The organism is Arcicella rigui, from assembly GCF_034929435.1.
GTDB lineage: Bacteria > Bacteroidota > Bacteroidia > Cytophagales > Spirosomataceae > Arcicella > Arcicella rigui.
The window spans coordinates 217,684-239,816 of sequence record NZ_JAYFUM010000001.1; the positions used below are offsets into that span (position 1 = coordinate 217,684).

General features: G+C 35.9%; 19 protein-coding genes. 13 read left to right on the top strand and 6 right to left on the bottom strand.

What is annotated here, in order from left to right:
- Positions 1-29: 29 nt before the first annotated feature.
- Together VB248_RS01005 and VB248_RS01010 are read left to right on the top strand one after the other, a co-directional pair.
- Positions 30-1,169 (top strand): FIST signal transduction protein, encoded by a 1,140-nt coding sequence (locus tag VB248_RS01005; protein WP_323294867.1) that lies wholly within the window; start codon positions 30-32, stop codon positions 1,167-1,169.
- Between the two features lie 5 nt (positions 1,170-1,174).
- A complete protein-coding gene (locus VB248_RS01010; RefSeq protein ID WP_323294868.1) occupies positions 1,175-2,704 on the top strand; it encodes a response regulator in 1,530 nt (509 codons plus the stop codon).
- Positions 2,705-2,773: 69 nt separating this feature from the next.
- Here VB248_RS01010 and VB248_RS01015 read toward each other — a convergent pair whose 3' ends face one another.
- The gene (locus VB248_RS01015) at positions 2,774-3,226 is read right to left on the bottom strand and encodes a DUF1569 domain-containing protein (RefSeq protein WP_323294869.1); all 453 of its coding nucleotides are present in this window, start codon (positions 3,224-3,226) and stop codon (positions 2,774-2,776) included.
- 43 nt (positions 3,227-3,269) lie between these two features.
- Positions 3,270-4,241, bottom strand: coding sequence for a porphobilinogen synthase (hemB, locus tag VB248_RS01020; RefSeq protein WP_323295058.1), 972 nt, complete (start codon positions 4,239-4,241; stop codon positions 3,270-3,272).
- A gap of 595 nt (positions 4,242-4,836) precedes the next feature.
- Here hemB and VB248_RS01025 point away from each other — a divergent pair.
- From VB248_RS01025 to VB248_RS01045, 5 genes are all read left to right on the top strand, one after another.
- Entirely contained in the window at positions 4,837-6,660 is a 1,824-nt protein-coding gene (locus VB248_RS01025; protein WP_323294870.1) for a glycosyltransferase, read from the top strand.
- A gap of 151 nt (positions 6,661-6,811) precedes the next feature.
- Positions 6,812-8,356 (top strand): GH3 auxin-responsive promoter family protein, encoded by a 1,545-nt coding sequence (locus VB248_RS01030; RefSeq protein ID WP_323294871.1) that lies wholly within the window; start codon positions 6,812-6,814, stop codon positions 8,354-8,356.
- 225 nt (positions 8,357-8,581) lie between these two features.
- On the top strand, positions 8,582-8,935 hold the full coding sequence (locus tag VB248_RS01035) for a winged helix-turn-helix domain-containing protein (RefSeq protein WP_323294872.1): 354 nt from the start codon (positions 8,582-8,584) through the stop codon (positions 8,933-8,935).
- 151 nt (positions 8,936-9,086) lie between these two features.
- Positions 9,087-9,824 carry a sulfite exporter TauE/SafE family protein gene (locus tag VB248_RS01040; protein WP_323294873.1) on the top strand — a complete coding sequence of 246 codons (738 nt, stop codon included), beginning with the start codon at positions 9,087-9,089 and terminating at the stop codon, positions 9,822-9,824.
- A 79-nt stretch (positions 9,825-9,903) separates the two neighbouring features.
- A complete protein-coding gene (locus tag VB248_RS01045) occupies positions 9,904-12,456 on the top strand; it encodes a TonB-dependent receptor (RefSeq protein WP_323294874.1) in 2,553 nt (850 codons plus the stop codon).
- Between the two features lie 247 nt (positions 12,457-12,703).
- Here the strand turns inward: VB248_RS01045 and VB248_RS01050 are convergent, their stop codons facing one another.
- From VB248_RS01050 to VB248_RS01065, 4 genes are all read right to left on the bottom strand, one after another.
- Complete coding sequence (locus VB248_RS01050; protein WP_323294875.1) at positions 12,704-13,276, bottom strand: cytochrome c oxidase subunit 3; 573 nt, start codon at positions 13,274-13,276, stop codon at positions 12,704-12,706.
- Positions 13,277-13,413: 137 nt separating this feature from the next.
- The gene (gene ispE, locus VB248_RS01055) at positions 13,414-14,220 is read right to left on the bottom strand and encodes a 4-(cytidine 5'-diphospho)-2-C-methyl-D-erythritol kinase (RefSeq protein ID WP_323294876.1); all 807 of its coding nucleotides are present in this window, start codon (positions 14,218-14,220) and stop codon (positions 13,414-13,416) included.
- A 53-nt stretch (positions 14,221-14,273) separates the two neighbouring features.
- Positions 14,274-15,113, bottom strand: coding sequence for a glycerophosphodiester phosphodiesterase family protein (locus VB248_RS01060; protein ID WP_323294877.1), 840 nt, complete (start codon positions 15,111-15,113; stop codon positions 14,274-14,276).
- 117 nt (positions 15,114-15,230) lie between these two features.
- On the bottom strand, positions 15,231-16,073 hold the full coding sequence (locus VB248_RS01065; RefSeq protein WP_323294878.1) for an AraC family transcriptional regulator: 843 nt from the start codon (positions 16,071-16,073) through the stop codon (positions 15,231-15,233).
- 118 nt (positions 16,074-16,191) lie between these two features.
- Between VB248_RS01065 and VB248_RS01070 the strand changes: the two genes are divergently transcribed.
- The 6 genes from VB248_RS01070 (at position 16,192) to VB248_RS01095 (ending at position 22,070) form a co-directional block, all read left to right on the top strand.
- Positions 16,192-17,061 (top strand): 3-keto-disaccharide hydrolase, encoded by an 870-nt coding sequence (locus VB248_RS01070; protein ID WP_323294879.1) that lies wholly within the window; start codon positions 16,192-16,194, stop codon positions 17,059-17,061.
- A gap of 33 nt (positions 17,062-17,094) precedes the next feature.
- The gene (locus tag VB248_RS01075; protein WP_323294880.1) at positions 17,095-17,499 is read left to right on the top strand and encodes a Dabb family protein; all 405 of its coding nucleotides are present in this window, start codon (positions 17,095-17,097) and stop codon (positions 17,497-17,499) included.
- A gap of 376 nt (positions 17,500-17,875) precedes the next feature.
- Positions 17,876-18,400 (top strand): hypothetical protein, encoded by a 525-nt coding sequence (locus VB248_RS01080; protein WP_323294881.1) that lies wholly within the window; start codon positions 17,876-17,878, stop codon positions 18,398-18,400.
- Positions 18,401-18,543: 143 nt separating this feature from the next.
- Entirely contained in the window at positions 18,544-19,920 is a 1,377-nt protein-coding gene (locus VB248_RS01085; RefSeq protein ID WP_323294882.1) for an AAA family ATPase, read from the top strand.
- Positions 19,895-20,590 (top strand): RloB family protein, encoded by a 696-nt coding sequence (locus VB248_RS01090; RefSeq protein ID WP_323294883.1) that lies wholly within the window; start codon positions 19,895-19,897, stop codon positions 20,588-20,590. The genes VB248_RS01085 and VB248_RS01090 overlap by 26 nt, the downstream gene beginning before the upstream one ends.
- A 91-nt stretch (positions 20,591-20,681) precedes the next feature.
- Positions 20,682-22,070, top strand: coding sequence for a GH1 family beta-glucosidase (locus VB248_RS01095; protein ID WP_323294884.1), 1,389 nt, complete (start codon positions 20,682-20,684; stop codon positions 22,068-22,070).
- Positions 22,071-22,133 lie beyond the last annotated feature (63 nt).

Consider the following 22,133-nt stretch of genomic DNA (forward strand, 5'->3'; position numbering starts at 1 on the left):
AACCATAATGTCCTAAAGCTAAATAACTCATGAAAACTCAACAATGTATATTCAAAGCAAAACAGTGGAAAACCGTCAGTGAAACTTCTGGTTTCTCAGCATCGAATGCTCAATTAGTACTGGTGTTTGGCGAACGCACTTGCTTGGAAAGCATACAACCTTATCAATACTTAAAAGAATTATATCCTGCGGCGAATATTGTGATAAATTCGACTTCTGGTGAAATTTATGAAGATGCGGCACACGATAATTCAATTGTAGCCACAGCTATTGAGTTTGAAAAAACACTTGTAAAAACGACTGAAATAAATATTGCCAATCACCACGAAAGTGCTTCGGTGGGCGAAAAAATAGCCGAAGATTTATTAGGAGATTCCCTAAAAGCAATTTTTATTATCTCGGATGGCTCAAAAGTAAATGGAAGTGCTTTAATTGCCAGTTTAAACCAAAAAGTTGACGAATCCGTATTGATATCAGGAGGTTTGGCAGGTGATGCGGCTCGTTTTGAAAAAACCCTTGTGGGTTTGAATAGCGAACCCGAAGAAGGAAAAATTATCGGTATAGGTTTGTACGGTAACGACCTTCAAGTAGGACACGGAACGATGGGAGGTTGGGACGGATTTGGCCCAGAAAGAGAAGTAACAGAATCAGAATATAATATTTTATATAAAATCGGTGACAAGGCGGCACTCGACCTGTACAAAGAATACTTAGGTAAATATGTAGAACAACTTCCCGGAGCGGCATTGCTTTTCCCATTAGCCATGAGAGAAACAGAAGACGCTGAACCCGTAGTAAGAACTATTTTATCTATCGACGAAGAAAATAAAAGTATGACTTTTGCAGGAGAATTACCTAAAGGTTCTTTGGTGCGTTTTATGAAAGCCAACTTTGATAGACTCATCGACGCTTCTGCTAAGGCTGCTCAAGATTCAATAGTACCTTTTGGAAATTCACCAGATTTAGCTATATTAGTCAGTTGTGTGGGTAGAAAATTAGTACTTGGACAAAGATCAGACGAAGAAGTGGAAGCTGCCAGAGAAGTATTAGGCTCTGATACTGTCATTACTGGATTTTACTCGTATGGTGAGATTTCACCACTTAACCCGAATGCTCGTTGTGGATTGCACAATCAAACAATGACGATAACTACTTTTTCAGAAAATTGATTAGAATGGATAATACAAACCTTCATCGCTTACTCAAGAAGCAAATAAATAAAAATTTAACAGAAGACTGTTTGAAAAATGAAAATCTTCAGAATTTCATTAAGGCAGTCAACGACTCATATTTTAGCTTTGACAGAGATAAAGAATTATTTGAGCATTCCTCATTACTGAATGAGCGTGATTATGCTGAAATTAATAATAAGCTTAAAGATGAAATTAAGCAAAGAAGACTTTCTGTTCAAAAGCTGATAGAAGCTATTTATTCGCTTGAAGTAAACGAAAGTGCTGAAGTGAAGTCATTAGACCCAGACAATATGCTGGCTTTGATGGATTTTCTTCAAGTGCAAATTGATAACCGTAAAGTACTTGAAGCTGAACTTAGAAAATCTAAGGAATTGGCAGAAGCTGCAACGCAGGCAAAATCTGAGTTCCTTTCGATGATGAGTCACGAAATCAGAACGCCACTAAATGCTATTGTGGGACTTACCTACTTGATGCAACAAGAAGAAGTGTCTGAATCTTTGGCAGAAAACTTGAAAATTTTACAGTTTTCAACCAACAATTTGCATGTGTTGATTAATGATATTTTAGATTTTAGTAAAATCGAAGCAGGTAAAGTAGAGTTAGAAAAAATACCTTTTGATTTCAAGCAACTAATTTCTAATATCAAAAAAGCCAACCAAATCAAGGCTGAAGAGAAAGGAAATAAAATCAAATTAATGATTGATGACGACGTACCGAATATCGTAATGGGTGATGCCTTACGTTTGGGACAAATCATCACAAATTTGGTTTCTAATGCGGTGAAATTTACCAAAAATGGAAGTATCACAGTTGAATTGGCTCAACAAAGACGTTACGACAATTACGTTACTTTAGACGTGTCAATTTCTGATACAGGTATTGGTATTCCTTTGGAAAAACAGTCGATGATTTTCGAGAAATTTACTCAAGCTAACTCAGAAACTACTCGTCAGTTTGGCGGAACAGGTTTAGGCTTAGTAATTACCAGAAGATTACTCCAATTACACAATAGCGATATTTGTTTAGAAAGTGAAGAAGGAAGAGGCTCTAAGTTTTATTTTACTTTAGACCTCGAAATCGGTACAGAGTTGAAGAGCAAAACTATCGACAACGGTGGAAATGAGCTATTGAACGAAAATACTTTAAAAGGCGTAAAAGTATTATTGGTAGAAGATTATCCAATGAATATCAAAGTAGCTACGAAGTTTTTAGAGCGTTGGCAAGTAAATGTGGAGGTGGCAGAAAACGGACAATTAGCATTAGAAAAATACGAAACGGGCAAGTACGATTTGATTTTGATGGATATTCAAATGCCAGTTTTAGATGGTTACTCTGCAACGGCTCAAATCAGAGAATTTGATACGGATATTCCAATTATTGCTCTTACAGCTTCGGCAACCTTGAATAACCAAGACAGAGCATTTTTAGTAGGAATGAACGACTACGTAACGAAACCTTTCAACCCGAACGAGTTATTCCAGAAAATTGCAAAATATAGCTATCGCTTGTAAGTGGTTTTTATTTTTATATCAAAAAAGCCTTTACCGATTTTGTCGATAAAGGCTTTTTTGTTTGGCTACTCAAACACCAAATTGTTTCAAGTGGTGGTCTAAGTGTTTATAAAACATATTATTCCATTCTGATTTGTTCAAAACGCCGAAAGAATGCGATTCTTTTCCGTCAAAATAAGCTTCTCCCAATTCAAAAGTTTTTTCAATATAGTGTATCAAACGAGCTTTTTCTTTCTCAAAATCTCTACTGCTTTTAATAATAAAATTGGGAGCAGTCTGGGTATTTTTCTTGTAAGGTTCGCCGTTTACAACTTTGTTTTTGACAAAAACCTTGAGCATAAACTTCACTAAGGCATTCGGAACAGGGTGGGTGTTTTCATAAACAAGCTCATAACTAACATTGCAATGAGCCAGCATTTGAGCTACATCCATTTTTCCCCAAAGCCTTTGTGAGGAAGGGCTTAATTTTTCAATACGACTTAGCAACTCGGCTTTATCGTTTGGATTGAATACACTTTTCATTCGTTGAGTTTTTGATTAACTGATTGAATGTAAAGATGTTAAATTATTTTACAAGACTTGCATATTCTTTAGCAAAATAAGTTAAAATAATTTTCGCCCCTGCTCTTTTGATAGAAGTCAAGCTTTCGACCATCGTTCTTGTGCCATCCAACCAGCCATTTTGAGCTGCCGCTTTTATCATGGCGTACTCACCCGAAACGTTATAAGCAGCAATAGGAATATCGAAATTATCATTCAATAATTTGATGATATCCAAGTACGCCAAAGCAGGTTTTACCATCAAAAAGTCTGCCCCTTCGCTGAAATCAAGTTCGGCTTCAATCAAGGCTTCACGACTATTGGCTGGGTTCATTTGATAGGTTTTTTTATCACCAAATTTAGGAGCAGAATCCAACGCATCACGGAACGGCCCATAAAAAGCAGAAGCATACTTAGCAGAGTACGACATGATAGAAACATTGGTGAAACCTTTGGCATCAAGTGCTTGGCGAATAAAACCTACTCGTCCGTCCATCATATCCGAAGGCCCTACAATATCCGCACCAGCCTCAGCCTGAGCTACTGCCATTTTTGCTAAAATATGTAGCGTTTCGTCGTTTAAAATATTTCCATTTTCATCTACATAGCCATCGTGTCCGTCGGAAGAGTAAGGGTCTAAAGCAACGTCGGTCATGATAGCAATTTCAGGAAATTTACTTTTAATCTGATGAATAGCTTCTAAGTAAAAGTTGCCTTTACGGTAGCTTTCAGAGGCAATTTTGTCTTTTTTATCTTCGGATAACAGAGGGAACAAATCTATTGAACGAATGCCTAAATCTTGAATGACCGCAATTTCCTCCAAAAGTTTGTCGATAGAATACCTATAAATTCCCGGCATAGAACTTACTTCACTTGTCAGGTTTTTACCATCCATTACAAACATTGGATAAATAAAGTCGTTTACCGAAAGGCTTGTTTCCTCAACCATCGCTCTAATAGCTGATGATTGTCGATTTCTTCTTGGTCTTCTTAGCATAATTATATAATTGTTCTTTGCCTGTGGCGTACCATTTCTTTGTAAAGTACGCAAAATGCAAAAAAGTTTTTTTGATGATTCTTGTCTGTTTTGTTGAGATGTTTTTAGGTTTTTCAGAAGAAAAACAGCCTTTTTTAGGAGTTTCTTTGAGCCTCAAACCCTGAAAATACAGAATGCAAAACTACTTCTTAAACAACCGTATTTACGCAATTTTGATTCTTTTTTTCCTTAAAAAAAAGAAAAACCATGCTTACAGATTCTATAAAAAGAGCAAATGGTAAAAAAAATTAAGATATTGTTTAAAGCACCAAATATTAAAGTAAAATTAAGCATGATTTTACCTTCATTCTTTTAGATTTGTATTCGATTATTCTTTTAATATATGAAAACCGACAAGGATAAAATCCGACACTCATCAAAGGAAATTGAATATTTGCAGTTGATAAGTGCATTTTATGCAGAAATTTGTCCTTGTAAGCTTAAAGCATTTTATTGAAAAGTACAATTAATTCTATTTCAATCTTTCTTGGAATATAAATATTTTTTAATTTGATATTTATATTTCAGAACATATCCTAAAACTTAATACCGACGAATGGAAATTCAAAACCCTCTCGCATCATCCGCACAGAAGCAAAAAGTTCTCATTGAAATTGCTTGGGAAACCTGTAATCAGGTGGGTGGAATTTATACTGTAATCCGAACGAAAGTACCGTCGATGGTTGAAAAATGGGGTAATAATTATTTCCTTTTAGGCCCTTACTTTCCGCAAACGGCATCTGCTGAGTTTGAACCTATTCATGATTTAGATGATTCAATTTTAGGTAAAACCATCCAAAAGATGCGTTCAATGGGTTTGGGCGTACATTATGGTTATTGGCTGATTACTGGAAAACCTCGCATCGTTTTATTTGATTTGGCTACTATTACTCCTAAACTCAATGCAATTAAAGCTGGGCTTTGGGAAAGACACCAAATTTCTACTTTGAATGTGGAAGAGATTGTAAATCAAACCATTTTGTATGGCGAGATGATTAGAATCTTTTTAACTGAATTAAGCCAAGACCAAGAAAAGAAAACTGACCTTGTAGCACATATCCACGAATGGATGTCGGCTACTTGTGTGCCTGACTTGAAAAAAGATGGTGTAAAAGTAGCTACTGTGTTTACTACACACGCTACGATGTTGGGGCGTTATTTAGCAGGAAATGTACCTGATTTTTACGATAAATTACATACTTTCAATTGGCTTGACGAAGCTCGTCATTACGGGATTGAGGCTCAGGCTACCATCGAGCGTTTGGCAGCCAATATGTGTCATGTAATGACCACTGTGAGTGACGTTACGGCCCGTGAATGTGAATTTTTATTAGGTAAAGTACCAGATTTGATTTTGCCGAATGGTTTGAACATCACCAGATTTTCGGCCATGCACGAACATCAAAATTTGCATACGCTTTTCAAAGACCGTATTAACGAGTTCGTGATGGGGCATTTCTTTCAAAGTCAGCCTTTTGATTTAGGAAAAACCCTTTATTTCTTTACTTCTGGTCGTTATGAGTTTTCAAACAAAGGCTACGATATTACGCTTGAAGCTTTGGCTCGTTTGAATTGGAAAATGAAACAAGCTAAGATTGATAAAACGGTAGTAATGTTTTTTATTACAAAACAGCCTTATCATTCAATTGACCCAGAAGTATTGCAATCGAGAGCGGTAATGGACGAAATCCATGAAACTTGTAATGCCATCGAAAAACAAATTGGTGAAAAACTCTTCAATGCTTCGGCTTCGGCAACTGATTTGCAAATGCCAGATTTGAATGGTTTTATTGATGAGTATTGGCGTTTGCGTTTACGTAGAACGATTCAGACTTGGAAAACCAATAAGCGTCCGAAAGTAGTAACGCATTTATTGAAAAATGAAGACGGTATTACGGATTATACTCGCAAGGCAAATTTGTTGAACAATCCAGACGATAAAGTAAAAATTGTGTATCACCCCGACTTTATTGTTTCTACCAATCCACTTTTTGGACTTGATTATGGGCAGTTTGTGCGTGGTTGTAATTTGGGCGTTTTCCCAAGTTATTACGAACCGTGGGGATATACTCCGCTGGAATGTATCGCTCGTGGTGTTCCTACGATTACTTCTGACCTTTCGGGTTTTGGCGATTATATGATGCAAATCATGCGTGATTATGAACAATGGGGCGTGATGGTGGTGAATCGTAAAACACAAGATTTCCACAAAGCAGCCGAGCAACTTTCAGAAATGATGTTGAAATTTGTAAAACAATCACTTCGTGAACGTATTACGCAAAGAAACAGAGTAGAAAGTATTTCAGATACTTTTGATTGGAGTAACTTGAGAGCCTATTACGATACCGCTCAGGACTTGGCTCTGAAAAGAAGAAAATAGCTTTTTGAATTTTTGAACGAGAAATCAGTAAACATTCCTGATTTCTCGTTTTTATTGTGTGTCTTCCTTCCTATTCTTTCCTTGATTCATTCAATAAATTCAATTAAGTTTGTAATTACACAGTCGAATTTTAAGCCGCTAATTTTAACTTATGGATATTCTCAATGAAACAATCGCTTGGCTAATGAAAAGACGGTTGCCTCGAATCCAATCGTTTATGGATAATCCGATGGATACTCAGGAGCAAATGTTTCTTAATCTTATTCAATTAGCGAAGCAAACAGAGTGGGGGAAGAAGTACGATTATCAATCAATTACTTCTATCCAAACTTTTCAAGAGAGAGTTCCTATTTCAAACTACGAAAATCTTTTCCCCTACATTGAACGTATGATGCGTGGCGAACAAAATGTTCTCTGGCATTCTGAAATTCAGTATTTCTCGAAATCTTCTGGTACTACCAACGCACGCAGTAAGTTTATTCCTGTTTCAAAAGAATCATTGGACGACTGCCATTTTATGGGCGGTAAAGATATGATGACGCTTTTGGTAGAAAATAAACCCGATACCGAAGTTTTTTCTGGGAAAGGGCTTTCTATTGGCGGTAGCTTGCAGTCGAATCAATTAAATTCTCGTACTTATCTGGGAGACGTTTCGGCAGTTGTGATGAAAAATTTGCCTATTTGGGCTCAACTGATTCGCACGCCTTCGCTGGAAGTGGCTTTGATGGATGTTTGGGAAGCTAAAATCCAGAAAATGGCGGAGGTTACTTCTCAAGAAAATGTGACGAGTATTTTGGGCGTTCCTACTTGGACTTTGGTTTTGATTGAGAAAGTATTGGAGATAACGGGTAAAGATAATATTCTGGAAGTATGGCCAAATTTTGAGTTTTTCATTCACGGTGCAGTGGCTTTTCAGCCTTATCGTGAAATGTTTAGTCATCAAATTTTTCCATCGAGTACCGTAAATTATCTTGAAATTTATAATGCTTCCGAAGGGTTTTTTGGTATTCAGGACGATTTCAATCGAAAAGATGAAATGTTACTCATGCTCGATTATGGTATTTTTTATGAATTTATACCGATGGAAGAAATTGAGTCTGACAATCCCAAAGTACTTACTTTGCAAGAAGTAGAGTTGCATAAAAATTATGCTATCTTGATTTCTACCAATGCGGGTTTGTGGCGATATAAAATCGGCGATACCGTTAGGTTTACTTCTCGTTATCCTTTCAGAATTAAAATTTCGGGTAGAACCAAGCACTTTATCAATGCTTTTGGTGAAGAACTCATCATCGAAAATGCCGAAAGAGCCATTACTCGTGCTTGTGAGGCTACCAATGCGATTTTGAGTGATTATACCGCCGGCCCCGTTTATATGAATAACCGCCAGCAAGGATGCCATGAATGGATTATAGAATTTTCACAAGCTCCCAACGACCAAGCTCTTTTTAATAGAATTTTGGATGAAACCCTCAGAGAAATTAATTCTGATTACGATGCCAAACGCTATAAAGATATGGTTTTAGCTCCGCCCAAAATTAATGTAGTACCCAAAGATACTTTTTATGCGTGGATGCGGAATAGAGGTAAATTGGGCGGACAACACAAAGTACCGAGACTAAGTAATTCACGTGAATTTGTAGAGCAGATTTTGGCTGTGAGCTTAGAGCTACGAGCTACGAGCTGTCAGCTATGAGTTGTCAGCTTTGAGCCTTGAGCTATCGGCTGTCGGATATCAGCTTTCGGTGAAAAAAGTCTAAAGTCTTTTGTCTTGAGTCTTGCTTCTTGTGTCTTTAAGTCCTAAAGTCCAAAATCTTCAAGTCTTAAATCTTACTTCTTGTATCTAAAGTCTTGTATCTTGTGTCTTTAATCTTGCTTCCTAAAGTCCTAAAATCTTAAAGTCTTAAAGTCCATTGTAAAAATGAAAAAACTTATTCCGACCACAAACGAAATAAAAATCACTGGAGCAATTTGGATTGAAAATCAAGATGGCTCAGAGCGATTTTTAGGAAAAGGTCGTATCCAATTATTAGAACTCATCATCGAACACGGCTCAATTTCCAAAGCCGCCAAAGCAATGGAAATGTCTTACAAAAGAGCTTGGGATTTAATTACTTCTATGAATTCACAAGCCACAAAACCTTTTGTAGTGACTCAAGTAGGTGGAAAAAGTGGCGGTGGTGCAATCGTCACTCCTGAAGGACTTCAAGCCATTGAAGCCTACAAATCTCTTCAAGCACGCTTCCAAGCTTTTCTTGCACAAGAAAATAGTTGAATTAGTGGTCGGATTTCGGCGGTCAGCTTTCGGTTTTTGCAAACGCTTTTTTATGTACTTTCTTTAATTAAAGTTCTATTTTTTCTTTTCCGAAATCAGATTTCGGATTTTTGTGTTACTTCGTTATATTTGTTGAAATATAGCGTTTGATATGGATTCAAATTTTCTTTTGATGCTTTTGCTTTTAAGCATTGTCGCATTTTTATATTCCTCTGTTGGTCATGGCGGAGCGAGTGGCTATTTGGCAGTAATGGCGATTGTGGGTGTTTCGCCTATTTTGATGAAATCTTCCGCTTTGATGATGAATCTTGCCGTTTCGCTTTTTTCTTTTTTGGGTTTTTATCGAGCAGGTTTTTTCAAGCTCAAACTTTTTTGGCCATTTGCCGTAGCCAGTATTCCCTTGGCGTATTTAGGCGGAACGATGACGCTTTCAGATTCCATTTATAAGAAAATATTAGCCCTTTGTATCTTGATTTCTATCGCTCGTTTATTGTATCAGTTCAAACAAGAAGAAGGCGAAAACCGTGAAGTGCCGCTTTGGGCTGGACTTACTTCAGGCGGTGTAATTGGTTTACTTTCGGGCATGATTGGCATTGGCGGAGGCATCGTACTCAGTCCTTTGATGCTGTTGATGAAATGGGCAAAGCTCAAAGAAACCGCTGCCGTTTCGGCACTTTTTATTTTTGTAAACTCTCTTTCGGGCTTGTATGGTCAATTGATGAAAGGAAGTATTCAATTGCCTGCCAACCTACAATGGGCAATAGCCGTAACCATTATTGGCGGTTTGTTTGGCTCGTACTTTGGTAGCCAAAAATTCAATTTACCCACACTTCGCTACTTATTGGCACTGGGCTTAGTAATTGCTTGTGCCAAGTTGATTTTTACTTAGAAACTTATTTTTTAAACGTATGAGAAAACCGATACACATTTATCTATCGTTATATTTTAATAAATATAGCGTTTTGAAAATGACGAATACACTTTTACTGATTGGCATTTTATCATTCAATCTAAAAGCACAAAATAAAGTACAGCAAATTGTGTATAAAGACAGCGTTCGACAGTTATCAGAAGTAGTGGTAACGGCTTCAAGAACACCCGAAAATGTGTTGAAATCGCCGATTAGCATTGCTTTGTTGGATAATCGTGCCATTCAAAATTCGGCAACGCCTTCTTTTTATGATGCCCTCGAAAATATCAAAGGCGTTCAATTACTTACCCCAAGTTTGGGTTTCAAAGTGTATAATACTCGTGGTTTTGCCAATCCGACCAATGTGCGTTTTGTGCAATTGGTGGATGGCGTGGATAACCAAGCACCACATATTGGTTCGCCCATTGCCAGTGCTTTAGCTCCCACAGATTTGGACGTGAATCAAGTAGAAATTTTACACGGAGCAGCCTCGGCACTTTATGGCATGAATGCCCTGAATGGTTTGGTCAATATTTTCTCTAAAAACCCTTTTGAACATCAAGGATTGAGTTTTCAACAAAAAACGGGGGCGAACCATTTCAACGATAATAATACTTCGGTTCATCTGTTTAGTGAAAGTTCGATTCGCTGGGCAAAGGCTTTTAACAGTACTTTTGCGACCAAAATTAATTTTGAATACTTGACAGGCTACGATTGGATTTCGGATAATAATACTGATTTGAACCCGAATGGAAATGCGTCATTGAATCTTTTTGGAACAGATAATCCTGCTTATGATGGCATCAATGCTTACGGAAATGAGTCGTCGAATCGAAGAAATTTGACTTTGGGCGGAAAACGTTACTCCGTTGCCCGAACAGGTTATTTAGAAAAAGAAATTGCAGATTTTTCACTCAGAAATATCAAAGGCGATGTTGGTTTATTCCTTCGTCCGAAAAAAGATTGGGAAGTTTCTTATACGTATCGTTTCGGCATTTTAGATAATCTTTATCAGCGAACCAACCGTTTTAGATTGAGCGATTATCGCATCGACCAGCACAGTATTAGTTTTAAATCGCCTTCGATTCAAGCAAAAGCCTATTTGACCCATGAAAATACGGGGCAATCTTATAATATTCGTTCGATGGCGGAGAATATCGAGCGTACTTTTAAAACAGATGATGCTTGGTTTACAGATTTTACTAATCAATTTAATGCCAATACAAAAGCTGGAATGAGTGTCACAGATGCTTTGCAATCAGCAAGAAATCTGGCTGATAAAGGCAGACCACAACCTCACACGGCTGAATTTGATGCTTTGATTAAAAAACTGGGCGACATTAATAACTGGGATATTGGAGCGGCTTTGAGAGTACAATCATGGTTGTATCACGTAGAAGCTCAGGCGGATTTGACGCAACAATTATTCAGAACTTTACGTGAAAAATATGGATTGAGTATTCTGACGGGTTTTGATTATAGAATGTTTGAAGTACTGCCCGATGGAAACTATTTTATCAATCCAGTAGAAGCAGGCAAAAATTTGACTTATAACAAAGTAGGCGGTTTTGTACAATTGACGAAATTGTTGTTGAATGATAAACTAAAACTCAATGCTTCGATGCGTGCCGACAAAAATCAATATTTTGATTTACGTTGGAATCCAAGATTGGCGATTGTTTATTCTCCAACCGATGACCAAAATATTAGAATTTCCTACCAAAATGCCTATCGTTTTCCAAGTCTTTTTGAAGCATTTTCTAACGTAAATAGTGGAGGCGTGAAAAGAGTAGGCGGTTTGCCAATTATGTCGCAAGGAATTTTTGAAAATTCATACTTCAAAACTTCCATTGATGCTTTTCAAGCTGCCATTACCAATGATGTGAATAAAAATGGACTCAGCACAGCACAAGCCGTAGTGAAAAACAAAGGTTTGTTGAAAAAGAATGATTATGGCTATATTCAGCCAGAGTCGGTAAATAGTTTTGAAATCGGTTATAAAGGACTTTGGTTTGATAAACGCTTGTATGTGGATGTTGATTTTTATTATAATCAATACCAAAATTTCATGGCACAGGTAGAAACAAATTTACCTTTAACCCAAAGTGCCAATGCCGATTCTATCGCTTTTGCGTTAAATGACCGCACTAAAAATCAGCGTTATCGTTTGTGGACAAACTCAAAAACTACAGTTTTTAATTATGGTGGAAGTATTGGTTTGCGTTACAGGGTTTATAAAGATTTTATGCTTTCAACAAATGCTTCTTATGCACAATTAGACCGCAAAATCACAGACGACGGTTTGGAAGAAGCCTTCAATACACCTCGTTGGATTTTGAATTTTTCACTCAGTAATCGAAAAATTACTGAACATTTGGGCTTTAATGTAAATTGGAAATGGCAAGAAAGTTTTCTGTGGCAATCGTCATTAGCAACGGGAAATGTACCTGCATACTCTACATTTGACGGACAAATTACCTACACTTTACCAGCACAAAATTTGACGTTGAAATTAGGAGGAACAAACCTTCTGAATAAGTATTATTATAACTTTTTAGCAGGACCAAGCGTGGGCGGTTTTTATTATTTGAGTGCAACTTTGAATCTTTAGATGATTCAAAAGAAGAGATTTAAGATAGATAGGAACAAATTCATTATTCTAATTTTTCTACATTATCAAAAGCATCATCGCATAATTGTAAAACTCTATATCTTTTATTAAGCCTTCTTTTTATGTTCCGAAAGTAAAATAAGGAAATTTATATTTTACTTTTAAGCCTGAAAGTAAAATATAAACTTCCTTATTTTACTTTTTTCCATTAAAAAGGGGGTTGGAAGAAAGAGTAAATCCCAAATTCTCAATTCTGCCAAAGTAAAAACAAAAACAACACTACCCAAAGTAAATCTACAAAGTGCCAGTAAAAGACTATTAAATTGATTTTTAATTGGTTGGGTGGATTTACTGAATAAACGAATGATTCGATATATGAGGCTCTTTTGATGGCTTCCAGAAAAATTTTTATTAAAAAAAACAAGCCAATTACAATGTGTAAAATATGCAAGCCCGAAAGTATATAAATAAAACCTCGTGAAGTACGGATGGAAGCGTCGGCGTTTAATGCGAAAAGTTGTTGCCAGCCCCATAATTGCATTCCTACAAACAAAAATCCGAGCAAAAGCGTAATGCCCATGTAAATTCTATAACTCAAGAATTTATCTTCCTTAAAGTTTAAATTTGCCAAATGAAGCGTTAGGCTACTGATCAAAATCAGTAAAGTACTTACCCAAAAAACAGCAGGTAATTGTATTTTTCCAAAGCCCGCATCAGGTCTTTGCAAGCCCAAATAGGTTGTTAATAAGCCTAAAAACATCAATCCACTTCCGAAGATTGACATTTGAAGCATAAATTTAAAAGGTTCTCTGCGTTGCATATCTTTTTAACAGTTATCTGTTAATTGTTATCCGTTAATGGTTTAGTAAAAGGAATAAATTTAGGGAACTATTTCATCCAAAATGTACTCTTCGATAACCGATAACCGATAACCGATAACCGATAACCGATAACCGATTATAGTTTCCCTTGCCAAATGCTATATTTTTCAAACTGCGTTTTTGTATCTATTTCTTCGTCAAAAATCCCAAAAACCGTAGAGCCTGAGCCTGTCATACTTGCGTAAGCTGCACCGAGTTCATACAATTGATTTTTGATATTTTCGATAATGGGATATTTGGGCAAAAGATGTTTTTCAAAATCATTTTTTACCAAATCTTTCCATTCGTTTACGGGTTTCTGTAATACTTCTTGTAAATCAATTTCATTTTTCAACGGTTTCACGCCCGAATAAGCCTCAGCGGTTGAAATATGAATATTCGGATTCACCAATACGATGTACCTTCCTGCTAAATCGACAGCAATGTTGGCAAATTCATCGCCTTTGCCAAAACAATATTGCGGGCGATTTTGAATGAAAAATGCACAGTCGCTTCCCAATTTACGAGCGTAGTTTTCCATTTGTTCCACTGATAAGTGTAACGCAAAAAGCTCATTCAAAGTTTTGATTGTAAAAGCACAATCTGCTGAACCACCGCCCATACCTGCTCCAATTGGCACAACTTTGTGGAGGTGAATACTTACGGGAAGAATGTCAAAATCTTGCTTTAAAAGATGATAAGCCTTTAAGCAAAGATTACTTTCGGGATTTCCTGGAATATCCAAGCCTGTACTTCTGAAACTTAACGTTTCGGCGGGTAAAATTTCTAAAATATCGCACCACCCAACGGGATAAAAACAAGATTCAAGATTATGAAAGCCGTCTGCACGTTTTTCGGTGATGTATAAACCAATATTGATTTTTGCGTTTGGAAAAGTAACCATTGGGTTTGTTTATTGGAATTGAAAAACAAAAATACTTTACAAAAAAGCTATTTTCATAATTTTAAAGCCCTGTCTGGATAATCAGTGATGAGCCCGTCTGTGCCTAATGCTTTCATGGCTAACATATCGTCGATTTCATTGACTGTCCACGGAATTACTTTGATGCCTTTTTGGTGGCACATCGCCACTTTCCCTTTTGTTAATTGCTTGAAGTACGGACTAAAAACGTCGGGCAAAAAGCCTAATTTCTGCAAAGAAGGTTCAACACCTTCACGTTCGACCAATGCCGACAAAGTGAATTTTGGATACTCATTATTTTGAATTTGCTGATGCCAAAACCGAAGGATGTTAAAATCAAAACTTTGGATAATTACTCTTTCGGAAGGAATTAATTGTTTCAAAACCTGATAAACCAAATCAGAAAATACTTCAATACTTTCAGGTTGGGAAATTCCATACTCTTTTTCTTCCGACTTGATTTCTATGTTATAATGAACCGCTTTGAGTCCTCTTTGTTGAATATAATTTTCACAAAAAGCCAACATTTCGCTCAACAAAGGTTTATGAGTTGCCAGTTTTTGTTGTGTTGGAAAAAGTTTATTTCCACGCAAACCTGTATCAAATTGCTGAATTTCCTGATAATTCATTTGATATAAATTCAGCGTTTTTTCTTCTTTTTTCAGTACAGGCGAACCGTTTGGATGCGAAGTAAAAAGTGCATTCATATAAGGCTCGTGCGAAACAAGTACTTGGTGGTCTTGGCTGATACAAACATCCAATTCTAAAGTATCAACACCCAAATCCAACGCTTTTTGAAAAGCTGGAATGGTATTTTCGGGCATCAGTCCACGGCAACCTCTGTGACCTTCTATTTCAAATGTATTTTGTTGCATAAGAAGTGATTGAAAAAGCAAAATGCTGTAAGCTTTAGGCTAAAAGTAAAATGTTGTGCTTGACTAAAATAGGTTGAAAAAAAATCAATAGCAATTTTGCCTACTGCCTGAAGCCTACTACACAACAATAGTATTTTTTCTAAAAGCCGTCGGCGTATTTCCTGTATATTTTCTGAACTGTTTACAAAAATGGCTTTCGTCGGTATAGCCAAATTCGTCTGCAATTTCTGTTAGCGTTAGTTGGCTGTACAACAAACGGGCTTCAATAAGCTTGATTTTATGTTTGGTAATGTACTGTTTCAGCGATTCGCCAGTATGTCTTTTGAAAAAAATACTGATATAAGCAGGAGCATAATTAAATACTTCGGCTAAATGTTCTATGCTTAGTTCCGAAGGTTTGTAAATATTTTGCTTGATATACATTAAAATCGCCTCTACGGAATCTTGTAAATTGGGTTTTACGGGTGTTTGTCCAAATAAATTACGAGCCAGAATCATCATCATACTTCTCATTAAACTATCACGAATGATTTCAAAATATTGAGATTGATGATTTTCATACTCACTTTCCAGTACGGTTAGCAAATGATGAAGTTTCTGTTTTTCTTGTTTATCTTTCACGATAGAGCCACGACTTTGCGAAGAAGTATATAACAGCGTTTTCATGATTTGTTGCCAAGTGCTGTCTTTTTCGCCAATCTGTTGATGAAAAGATTCATTGAAACGAATAAAGCAAAATTCTGTTAAATCTTGGATTTCAAAATCGTGATAATCTTCTGGCCCTAACAGAAAAACATCGCCTTCGGCGTATTGAAAAGTATTGCCATTGATGTTATGAATACCGTTTCCTTTCAAGATAAAAATAATCTCGAAGTAAGTATGTTTATGAACCGAGTGCATCCATTTTTTAGCCTCGAAATGATAAATATTAAAAGGAGTATGGAGGATATATCTTTTCATTTTCGTATTCAATATAGTTATAAATTTACCGACATATATTGGATTTTTACAATTTATACAGATTTGCTTTGACGTAGTTTTGTAGAGTATAACCAATTATCCAATAACTCATACAACTATGAAACGCATATTATTGTTAATTACCCTTTTAGCATCTGTTATTTTACTGCCTTCCATGAATCAATCAGACGAATGGGAGCTACTTTTAGACAATAATCTCACAAAATGGGAAAACTATCTGAGTTATCGTCATAAAAGTGATTATAATGGAAAAATACCGAAAGACTCTTTAGGCGTTGCTATTCAGCCAATCGGTTATAATAAAGATGTGACGCATGTTTTTTCGGTACTGAATGAAGCCAGCGGCCCAGTCTTAAAAGTAAGTGGAGAAATATACGGTTGTTTGTTCACAAAGAAATCGTATGAAAATTATCATCTGAAACTTCAAGTAAAGTGGGGCGAAAAAAAGTATGAACCACGCATCAACAAAGGCAGAGACAGCGGGATTCTCTATCATTCAAACGGCGAAGCAGGGGCAGAATACTTTCGTTCGTGGATGCTTTCTCAAGAATTTCAAATTATGGAAGGACATACTGGCGACTTTTGGTGTCAAGCTACTTCTGCCATTGATATTCGAGCGTTCCCGTCTGAAGGAATGATGAATAACATTGCTGATGAAAAACAGCCCTTTATTACTTTCAAAAAAGGAAGTGATTTTTACTGTATGCGTTCAGGAAATTATGAAAGTCCTGCTGGCGAATGGACAACCGTAGAACTTATATGCTTTCAAGGCAAAAGCCTGCACATTGTAAACGGACACGTAGTAATGGTTTTGAAAAACTCACGCTATATCACTCCCGAAGGCAAAGAAGTACCCATGACCAGCGGAAAAATTCAATTACAAAGCGAAGCCGCCGAAGTATTTTATAGAGACATTCGTATAAAACCAATAACAGCGATGCCAAAAGCTTATGAGAAATTATTTTAAGTATTTTATTAACTATAACAAATTGAAAAATCAATGAAAACCATAAAGCGACGTTCATTCTTGACCAATGTAGCCATTACTTCGGCTTTAGGAGTAGCAGCGACTTTGCCAACAGAAGCAAACACAAAGAAAAAAACTTTTATACATCACGTATATTTTTGGTTGAAAAATCCATCAAGCGAAGCCGATAGAAATAAGTTAATCGAAGGACTAACAGCTTTATCGAAAGTACCAACTATTCGTTTTCATCACATTGGTTTGCCTGCCAGTACCAATCGTAGTGTGATAGAACGTAGTTATTCAGTTTCGTGGATGTTGTTTTTTGATAATTTGGAAGAAGAAGAAGTATATCAGAAACATCCGATACATTTGAAGTTCGTTGAAGATTACTCACATCTTTGGGAGAAAGTAATTGTATATGACTCAGAGCAAGTATAGGTAGAAAGTGATTTTTTAGAATCAAATTAATGTCGTATTAGGTGATTGACAACAGCCTTAATACGACATTTATGTTTTAAAGGAAGACTAAAAATCTTACATTTTTTTAATTGAATTAATAAATTGGGGATTTTTTTTAAAAGGATAAAAATAAATATTTTGAAATAGTTGATTAGAAACCTAATTAAAAACAGGATTTTTCTGTGTTTAAATGGTAAAATCTGCCGTCAGGTAAGATTCCCCAAAAAAGATTTGAGTTTAGTTACATATCGCTGTCTGGATAGGATATTAACTTATTATTATGTGCGTCAATCCTTTTATCAAAAAATTACGTACAGTAAATAGTTAGCAACAATTATTAAAACAAAACTCACTTATGGAAATTGAACTTCACAAAGACCAACAGACCGTCATTAGGGGTATTGGGTTTTATCAGGCGGTCGGTGGATTTACAGGATGCGGTTTGGCTGCGTATCAATTGTTACAAGCTGAGATTAATAATCTTAGTATTGCAATACTTTATTTGTACTGTTTTGGAGTGAGTATCTTCTCTATCTATGCAGGGCTGTTACTTTTAGAAGGTAATCATAAAAAGGGATTGCCGTTTTCATTAGTTACGCAAGTACTTCAATTATTAAATTTTACGCTTTCGGGAGTTACTTTAAAGTTTGTTTCAGGTGTAATGCTGTCGATAGGATTTAGTTTTACAGATGTATTCAAACTGATTTCAGATTTTTCTTTGGAAGAGAACTCGCTTAATTTCAATCCCAATGATAATTCTGTGGTAATTTCAGTAAATATCATTGCTTTAATTTTGGTTTGTTTAATCAACAAAGTTTACAATGAAATAGAAGAGCAAGAAATTTTACTTGAAGAAGAAGACAGCCAAATGTACTATTAATATTTACTTGAACTCTCTATTTATACTTAAACTATACCACGGGTTTTTACTCGTGGTTTTTTTGGGTTTAGGAAATGGCTAATCTTTATTAAATGTAGGATAAGAAAACAAAATAATATAATTTGCGTGAAATTTTCACGAATATGCTAATCAGATTTGTATTAAATAATGTACTGTCTTTCGGTAAACAAAAAGAGTTTAATCTATTCCCTAACAAACGATTAGGGACTCTGAAAGAACATATCTATAAATTTCAAGACTTTGAGGTATTGAAGCTATCAGCCATCTATGGAGCTAATGGAGCAGGGAAATCTAATCTTATACATGGATTGGCTATGCTGAAATTCTTGCTTTTGGAAGAGCATATTCCTTCAAAATTAAAAAATGGGCAATTCAAATTTCAAAATGAAAAATCAGTTACTTCTCAATTGATTGCCATTGAGTTTATGCAGGCTGATACAACATTTTATTATGGAATAGAGATAAAAAATGGGATTGTTTTAACTGAGGAATTATACGAATCTGGATTAGGAGTTAAAAAAGATATTTTAATTTATGAACGAAAAACAGATTCTTTTGAAAAAACAACTATCCAGTTTTCAGAAAAGTTTGAGAAAGACGAAAGAAGTCAAATCATAAAAGAGGTTTTACTTCAAGAGTTTGTTAGACCCAACAAGCCTATTTTGAAATTACTTGCCAACAGAGATAATGAGCATTTGAAAGTTATAAAAAAAGCATTTGATTGGTTTGAAAACTCTTTAACGATTATTATGCCTGACTCCAAAGCAACTGCCTTACCTCAGCGAATAGATTTAGATAATAAATTTAAAAACTTTGTCGATGTAATTATGAGTTCTTTCAATATTGGTATTACAGGTTTGTCAGTTCAGAAGATAGCCATAGAAGATTACTTTGGCAAAAATGACCAAGAAGAGCTTGAGCGAATTAGAGAGAAAATAGATGAATCGGAAAATAAAGTAGTTTCTGCCCGCCTAAATAATGGCGATGAATTAAATTTTGTCAAAGAAAACAATCAGATTTTTGTAAAGAGAATACAGTTTAGTCATAAAGGTGAATCATCCATGATTGCTACTTTTGATATGAATGAAGAATCTGATGGAACTGCCAGACTATTAGACTTTACACCTGCTTTTGAAGGGCTAATAAGTGGCAATAAAGTATATGTTATTGATGAAATTGAAAGAAGTATTCATCCTTTGTTGATTAAAGAACTGGTTAAAAAATACTCCTTAGATACGGAAACAAAAGGACAACTTATATTTACAACTCATGAGTCGAATTTGTTAGACCAAGAGATTTTTAGACAGGATGAAATTTGGTTTGCAGAAAAAGATGATTCTGGAAGTACAGATTTATATTCGTTAAGTTCTTTTAAAGAACATAAAACCATTGATATTCAAAAAGGATATTTAAATGGCAGATACGGTTCTATCCCTTTTTTAGGAAATTTACACGACTTAAATTGGCATCATAATGTTACTGAAGAACAGACCATTTAACCGAGAAGAGCCTGAAAGAAGTGCCACAAAAATCTACATATTTTGTGAAGGTAAAGATAGAGAATTCAAGTATTTTCAGTACTTCGAAGGTATCGATTCAAGATTGAACCTTATTGTACACGAGTTAGCTTCAAGTGATGATAATTCACCTAAAGGTTTATTGCTATTAGCACAAAATTCTCTGATAAAAAGTGAAAAGAATTTAGAACCTAAATACGATTATAGAGAGGACGATAAAGTATGGATTGTTTTAGATACAGATAAAGATATAACGAATAGTCGAAAACCTCAATTAATAGATTTAAGAGCCTACTGTGATAACAGAATAAATTGGAATGTTGCTCAAAGTAATCCATGTTTTGAGGTTTGGCTATATTATCACCAAGAAAAAAATAAACCAGATTTTAAAGGCATAGATGTATGCAATGAATGGAAGCCTTTTGTAGGTAACACAATTAAAGGAGGCTTTAATCCACGGAAGCATCCTATTCTCATTCAAAACGCTATTACTAATTCTGAGCCACATTTTCAAGTCAATGATAATGGTTTTCCAGTCGTTGCAACTACAGAAGTATTCAAACTTGCTAAAGATATTTTATCAATAGGTAAAATTAGCGACAAGATTTACCATGAGTTATCCGAAAATCACGATGATAACTTAAAGCCGTAGTACTTACGGCCCCCAATCTCCCCTCCAAAAAATTTAACATAACTTTAACGATTTTTATACTTACTTTTGCAACCCAAAATTTTAGGTGTAAATGCAAGATAATCAATATATTAGTTTTTCGCCCACTTCTATTATGCAGGAAAAGGTATTTTCAAAAGAGGCTTTCGGGAAAGATTTTGCTTGGGGAGTGGCTATGGCGGCTTTCCAAAATGAAGGTGCTTGGGATAAAGATGGTAAGGGTGAATCTATTTGGGATAAGTTTTCTCATAAAAATAAAATCAAAGATAAACAAAACGCTAAGGTAGCTTGCGATTTCTATCATCGTTTCGAGGAGGATATTTTACTGGCGAAGTCGCTCAATTTTAATACTTTTCGTTTTTCTATTGCTTGGACTCGTATTTTGCCCCACGGTACGGGCAAAGTAAATCATGCAGGATTGGAGTTTTATCACCGAGTAATAGATTGTTGCTTAGAGAACGGATTAGAACCCTACGTTACGCTGTATCACTGGGACTTACCCCAAACTTTAGAAGACAAAGGCGGTTGGACAAACCGTGATATTATCGAATGGTTTTCGGCTTATTGCGAAGTCGTTACTCGTGAATTTGCTTCTAAAGTAAAATACTGGATGGTTTTGAATGAACCCGCAGGTTTTACAGGTTTGGGCTACATGACGGGCTATCATGCACCCGGTCGCTTGGGAATGAGGAATTTCTTGCCAGCCGTGCATCATGTAGCCATGTGCCAAGCCGAAGGTGGAAGAATTATCCGCAAAAATGTCCCCGAAGCTGTGGTTGGCACTACTTTCTCTTGCTCATTTATAGAGCCTTTTACCGATAGCGACAATGACAAACGTGCCGCTAAACGCATTGATGCTTTATTGAATCGTTTGTTTCTTGAACCTACTTTGGGTTTGGGTTATCCAGTGCATGAGTTGCCTTTTCTTCAAAATATGATGAAAAAGTACGTTCATGCTGGTGACATTGAGAAACTGGCTTTTGATTTCGACTTTATTGGCATTCAGAATTATTTTAAGTTAGTGGTGAAAAGTGCCTTCTGGATTCCTTATTTGAAAGCCCTTGAAGTAAAACCGAAAACCAGAAAAATTGATGCTGTGACGGAATTAGGCTGGGAAGTATCTCCCGATGGCATGTACAATATCTTGAAACAATTTGGTGCATACAAAGGCATCAAACAAATCATTGTTACAGAAAATGGTGCGGCTTTTAAAGATGAATTAATTGACGGAAAGATAAATGATAGCCAAAGAATAGCCTTTTATCAATGTTATTTACAGCATATCTTGAAAGCCAAACAGGAAGGAGTAAATATAAATGGATACTTGGCTTGGACACTCACCGATAATTTCGAGTGGACAGAAGGTTACAAACCCAGATTTGGGCTGGTTCACATAGATTTCAAAACACTGAAAAGAACAGTAAAAGAGTCGGGGAGATGGTTTGAGGAGTTTCTGAAGTAGCTTTCAGCTATGAGCTATGAGTTTTTGATAAACTAAGCTCATGGCTCATAGCTGAAAGCTATT

Coding starts and splice junctions, on each gene's coding strand:
- VB248_RS01050 (WP_323294875.1), bottom strand. CDS start 13,276: ATGCAACGCAGAGAACCTTTTAAATTTATGCTTCAAATGTCAATCTTC.
- VB248_RS01045 (WP_323294874.1), top strand. CDS start 9,904: ATGACGAATACACTTTTACTGATTGGCATTTTATCATTCAATCTAAAA.
- VB248_RS01060 (WP_323294877.1), bottom strand. CDS start 15,113: ATGCAACAAAATACATTTGAAATAGAAGGTCACAGAGGTTGCCGTGGA.
- VB248_RS01095 (WP_323294884.1), top strand. CDS start 20,682: ATGCAAGATAATCAATATATTAGTTTTTCGCCCACTTCTATTATGCAG.
- VB248_RS01065 (WP_323294878.1), bottom strand. CDS start 16,073: ATGAAAAGATATATCCTCCATACTCCTTTTAATATTTATCATTTCGAG.
- VB248_RS01010 (WP_323294868.1), top strand. CDS start 1,175: ATGGATAATACAAACCTTCATCGCTTACTCAAGAAGCAAATAAATAAA.
- VB248_RS01080 (WP_323294881.1), top strand. CDS start 17,876: ATGGAAATTGAACTTCACAAAGACCAACAGACCGTCATTAGGGGTATT.
- ispE (WP_323294876.1), bottom strand. CDS start 14,220: ATGGTTACTTTTCCAAACGCAAAAATCAATATTGGTTTATACATCACC.
- VB248_RS01070 (WP_323294879.1), top strand. CDS start 16,192: ATGAAACGCATATTATTGTTAATTACCCTTTTAGCATCTGTTATTTTA.
- VB248_RS01090 (WP_323294883.1), top strand. CDS start 19,895: ATGTTACTGAAGAACAGACCATTTAACCGAGAAGAGCCTGAAAGAAGT.
- VB248_RS01040 (WP_323294873.1), top strand. CDS start 9,087: ATGGATTCAAATTTTCTTTTGATGCTTTTGCTTTTAAGCATTGTCGCA.
- VB248_RS01030 (WP_323294871.1), top strand. CDS start 6,812: ATGGATATTCTCAATGAAACAATCGCTTGGCTAATGAAAAGACGGTTG.
- VB248_RS01035 (WP_323294872.1), top strand. CDS start 8,582: ATGAAAAAACTTATTCCGACCACAAACGAAATAAAAATCACTGGAGCA.
- VB248_RS01075 (WP_323294880.1), top strand. CDS start 17,095: ATGAAAACCATAAAGCGACGTTCATTCTTGACCAATGTAGCCATTACT.
- VB248_RS01085 (WP_323294882.1), top strand. CDS start 18,544: ATGCTAATCAGATTTGTATTAAATAATGTACTGTCTTTCGGTAAACAA.
- hemB (WP_323295058.1), bottom strand. CDS start 4,241: ATGCTAAGAAGACCAAGAAGAAATCGACAATCATCAGCTATTAGAGCG.
- VB248_RS01015 (WP_323294869.1), bottom strand. CDS start 3,226: ATGAAAAGTGTATTCAATCCAAACGATAAAGCCGAGTTGCTAAGTCGT.
- VB248_RS01005 (WP_323294867.1), top strand. CDS start 30: ATGAAAACTCAACAATGTATATTCAAAGCAAAACAGTGGAAAACCGTC.
- VB248_RS01025 (WP_323294870.1), top strand. CDS start 4,837: ATGGAAATTCAAAACCCTCTCGCATCATCCGCACAGAAGCAAAAAGTT.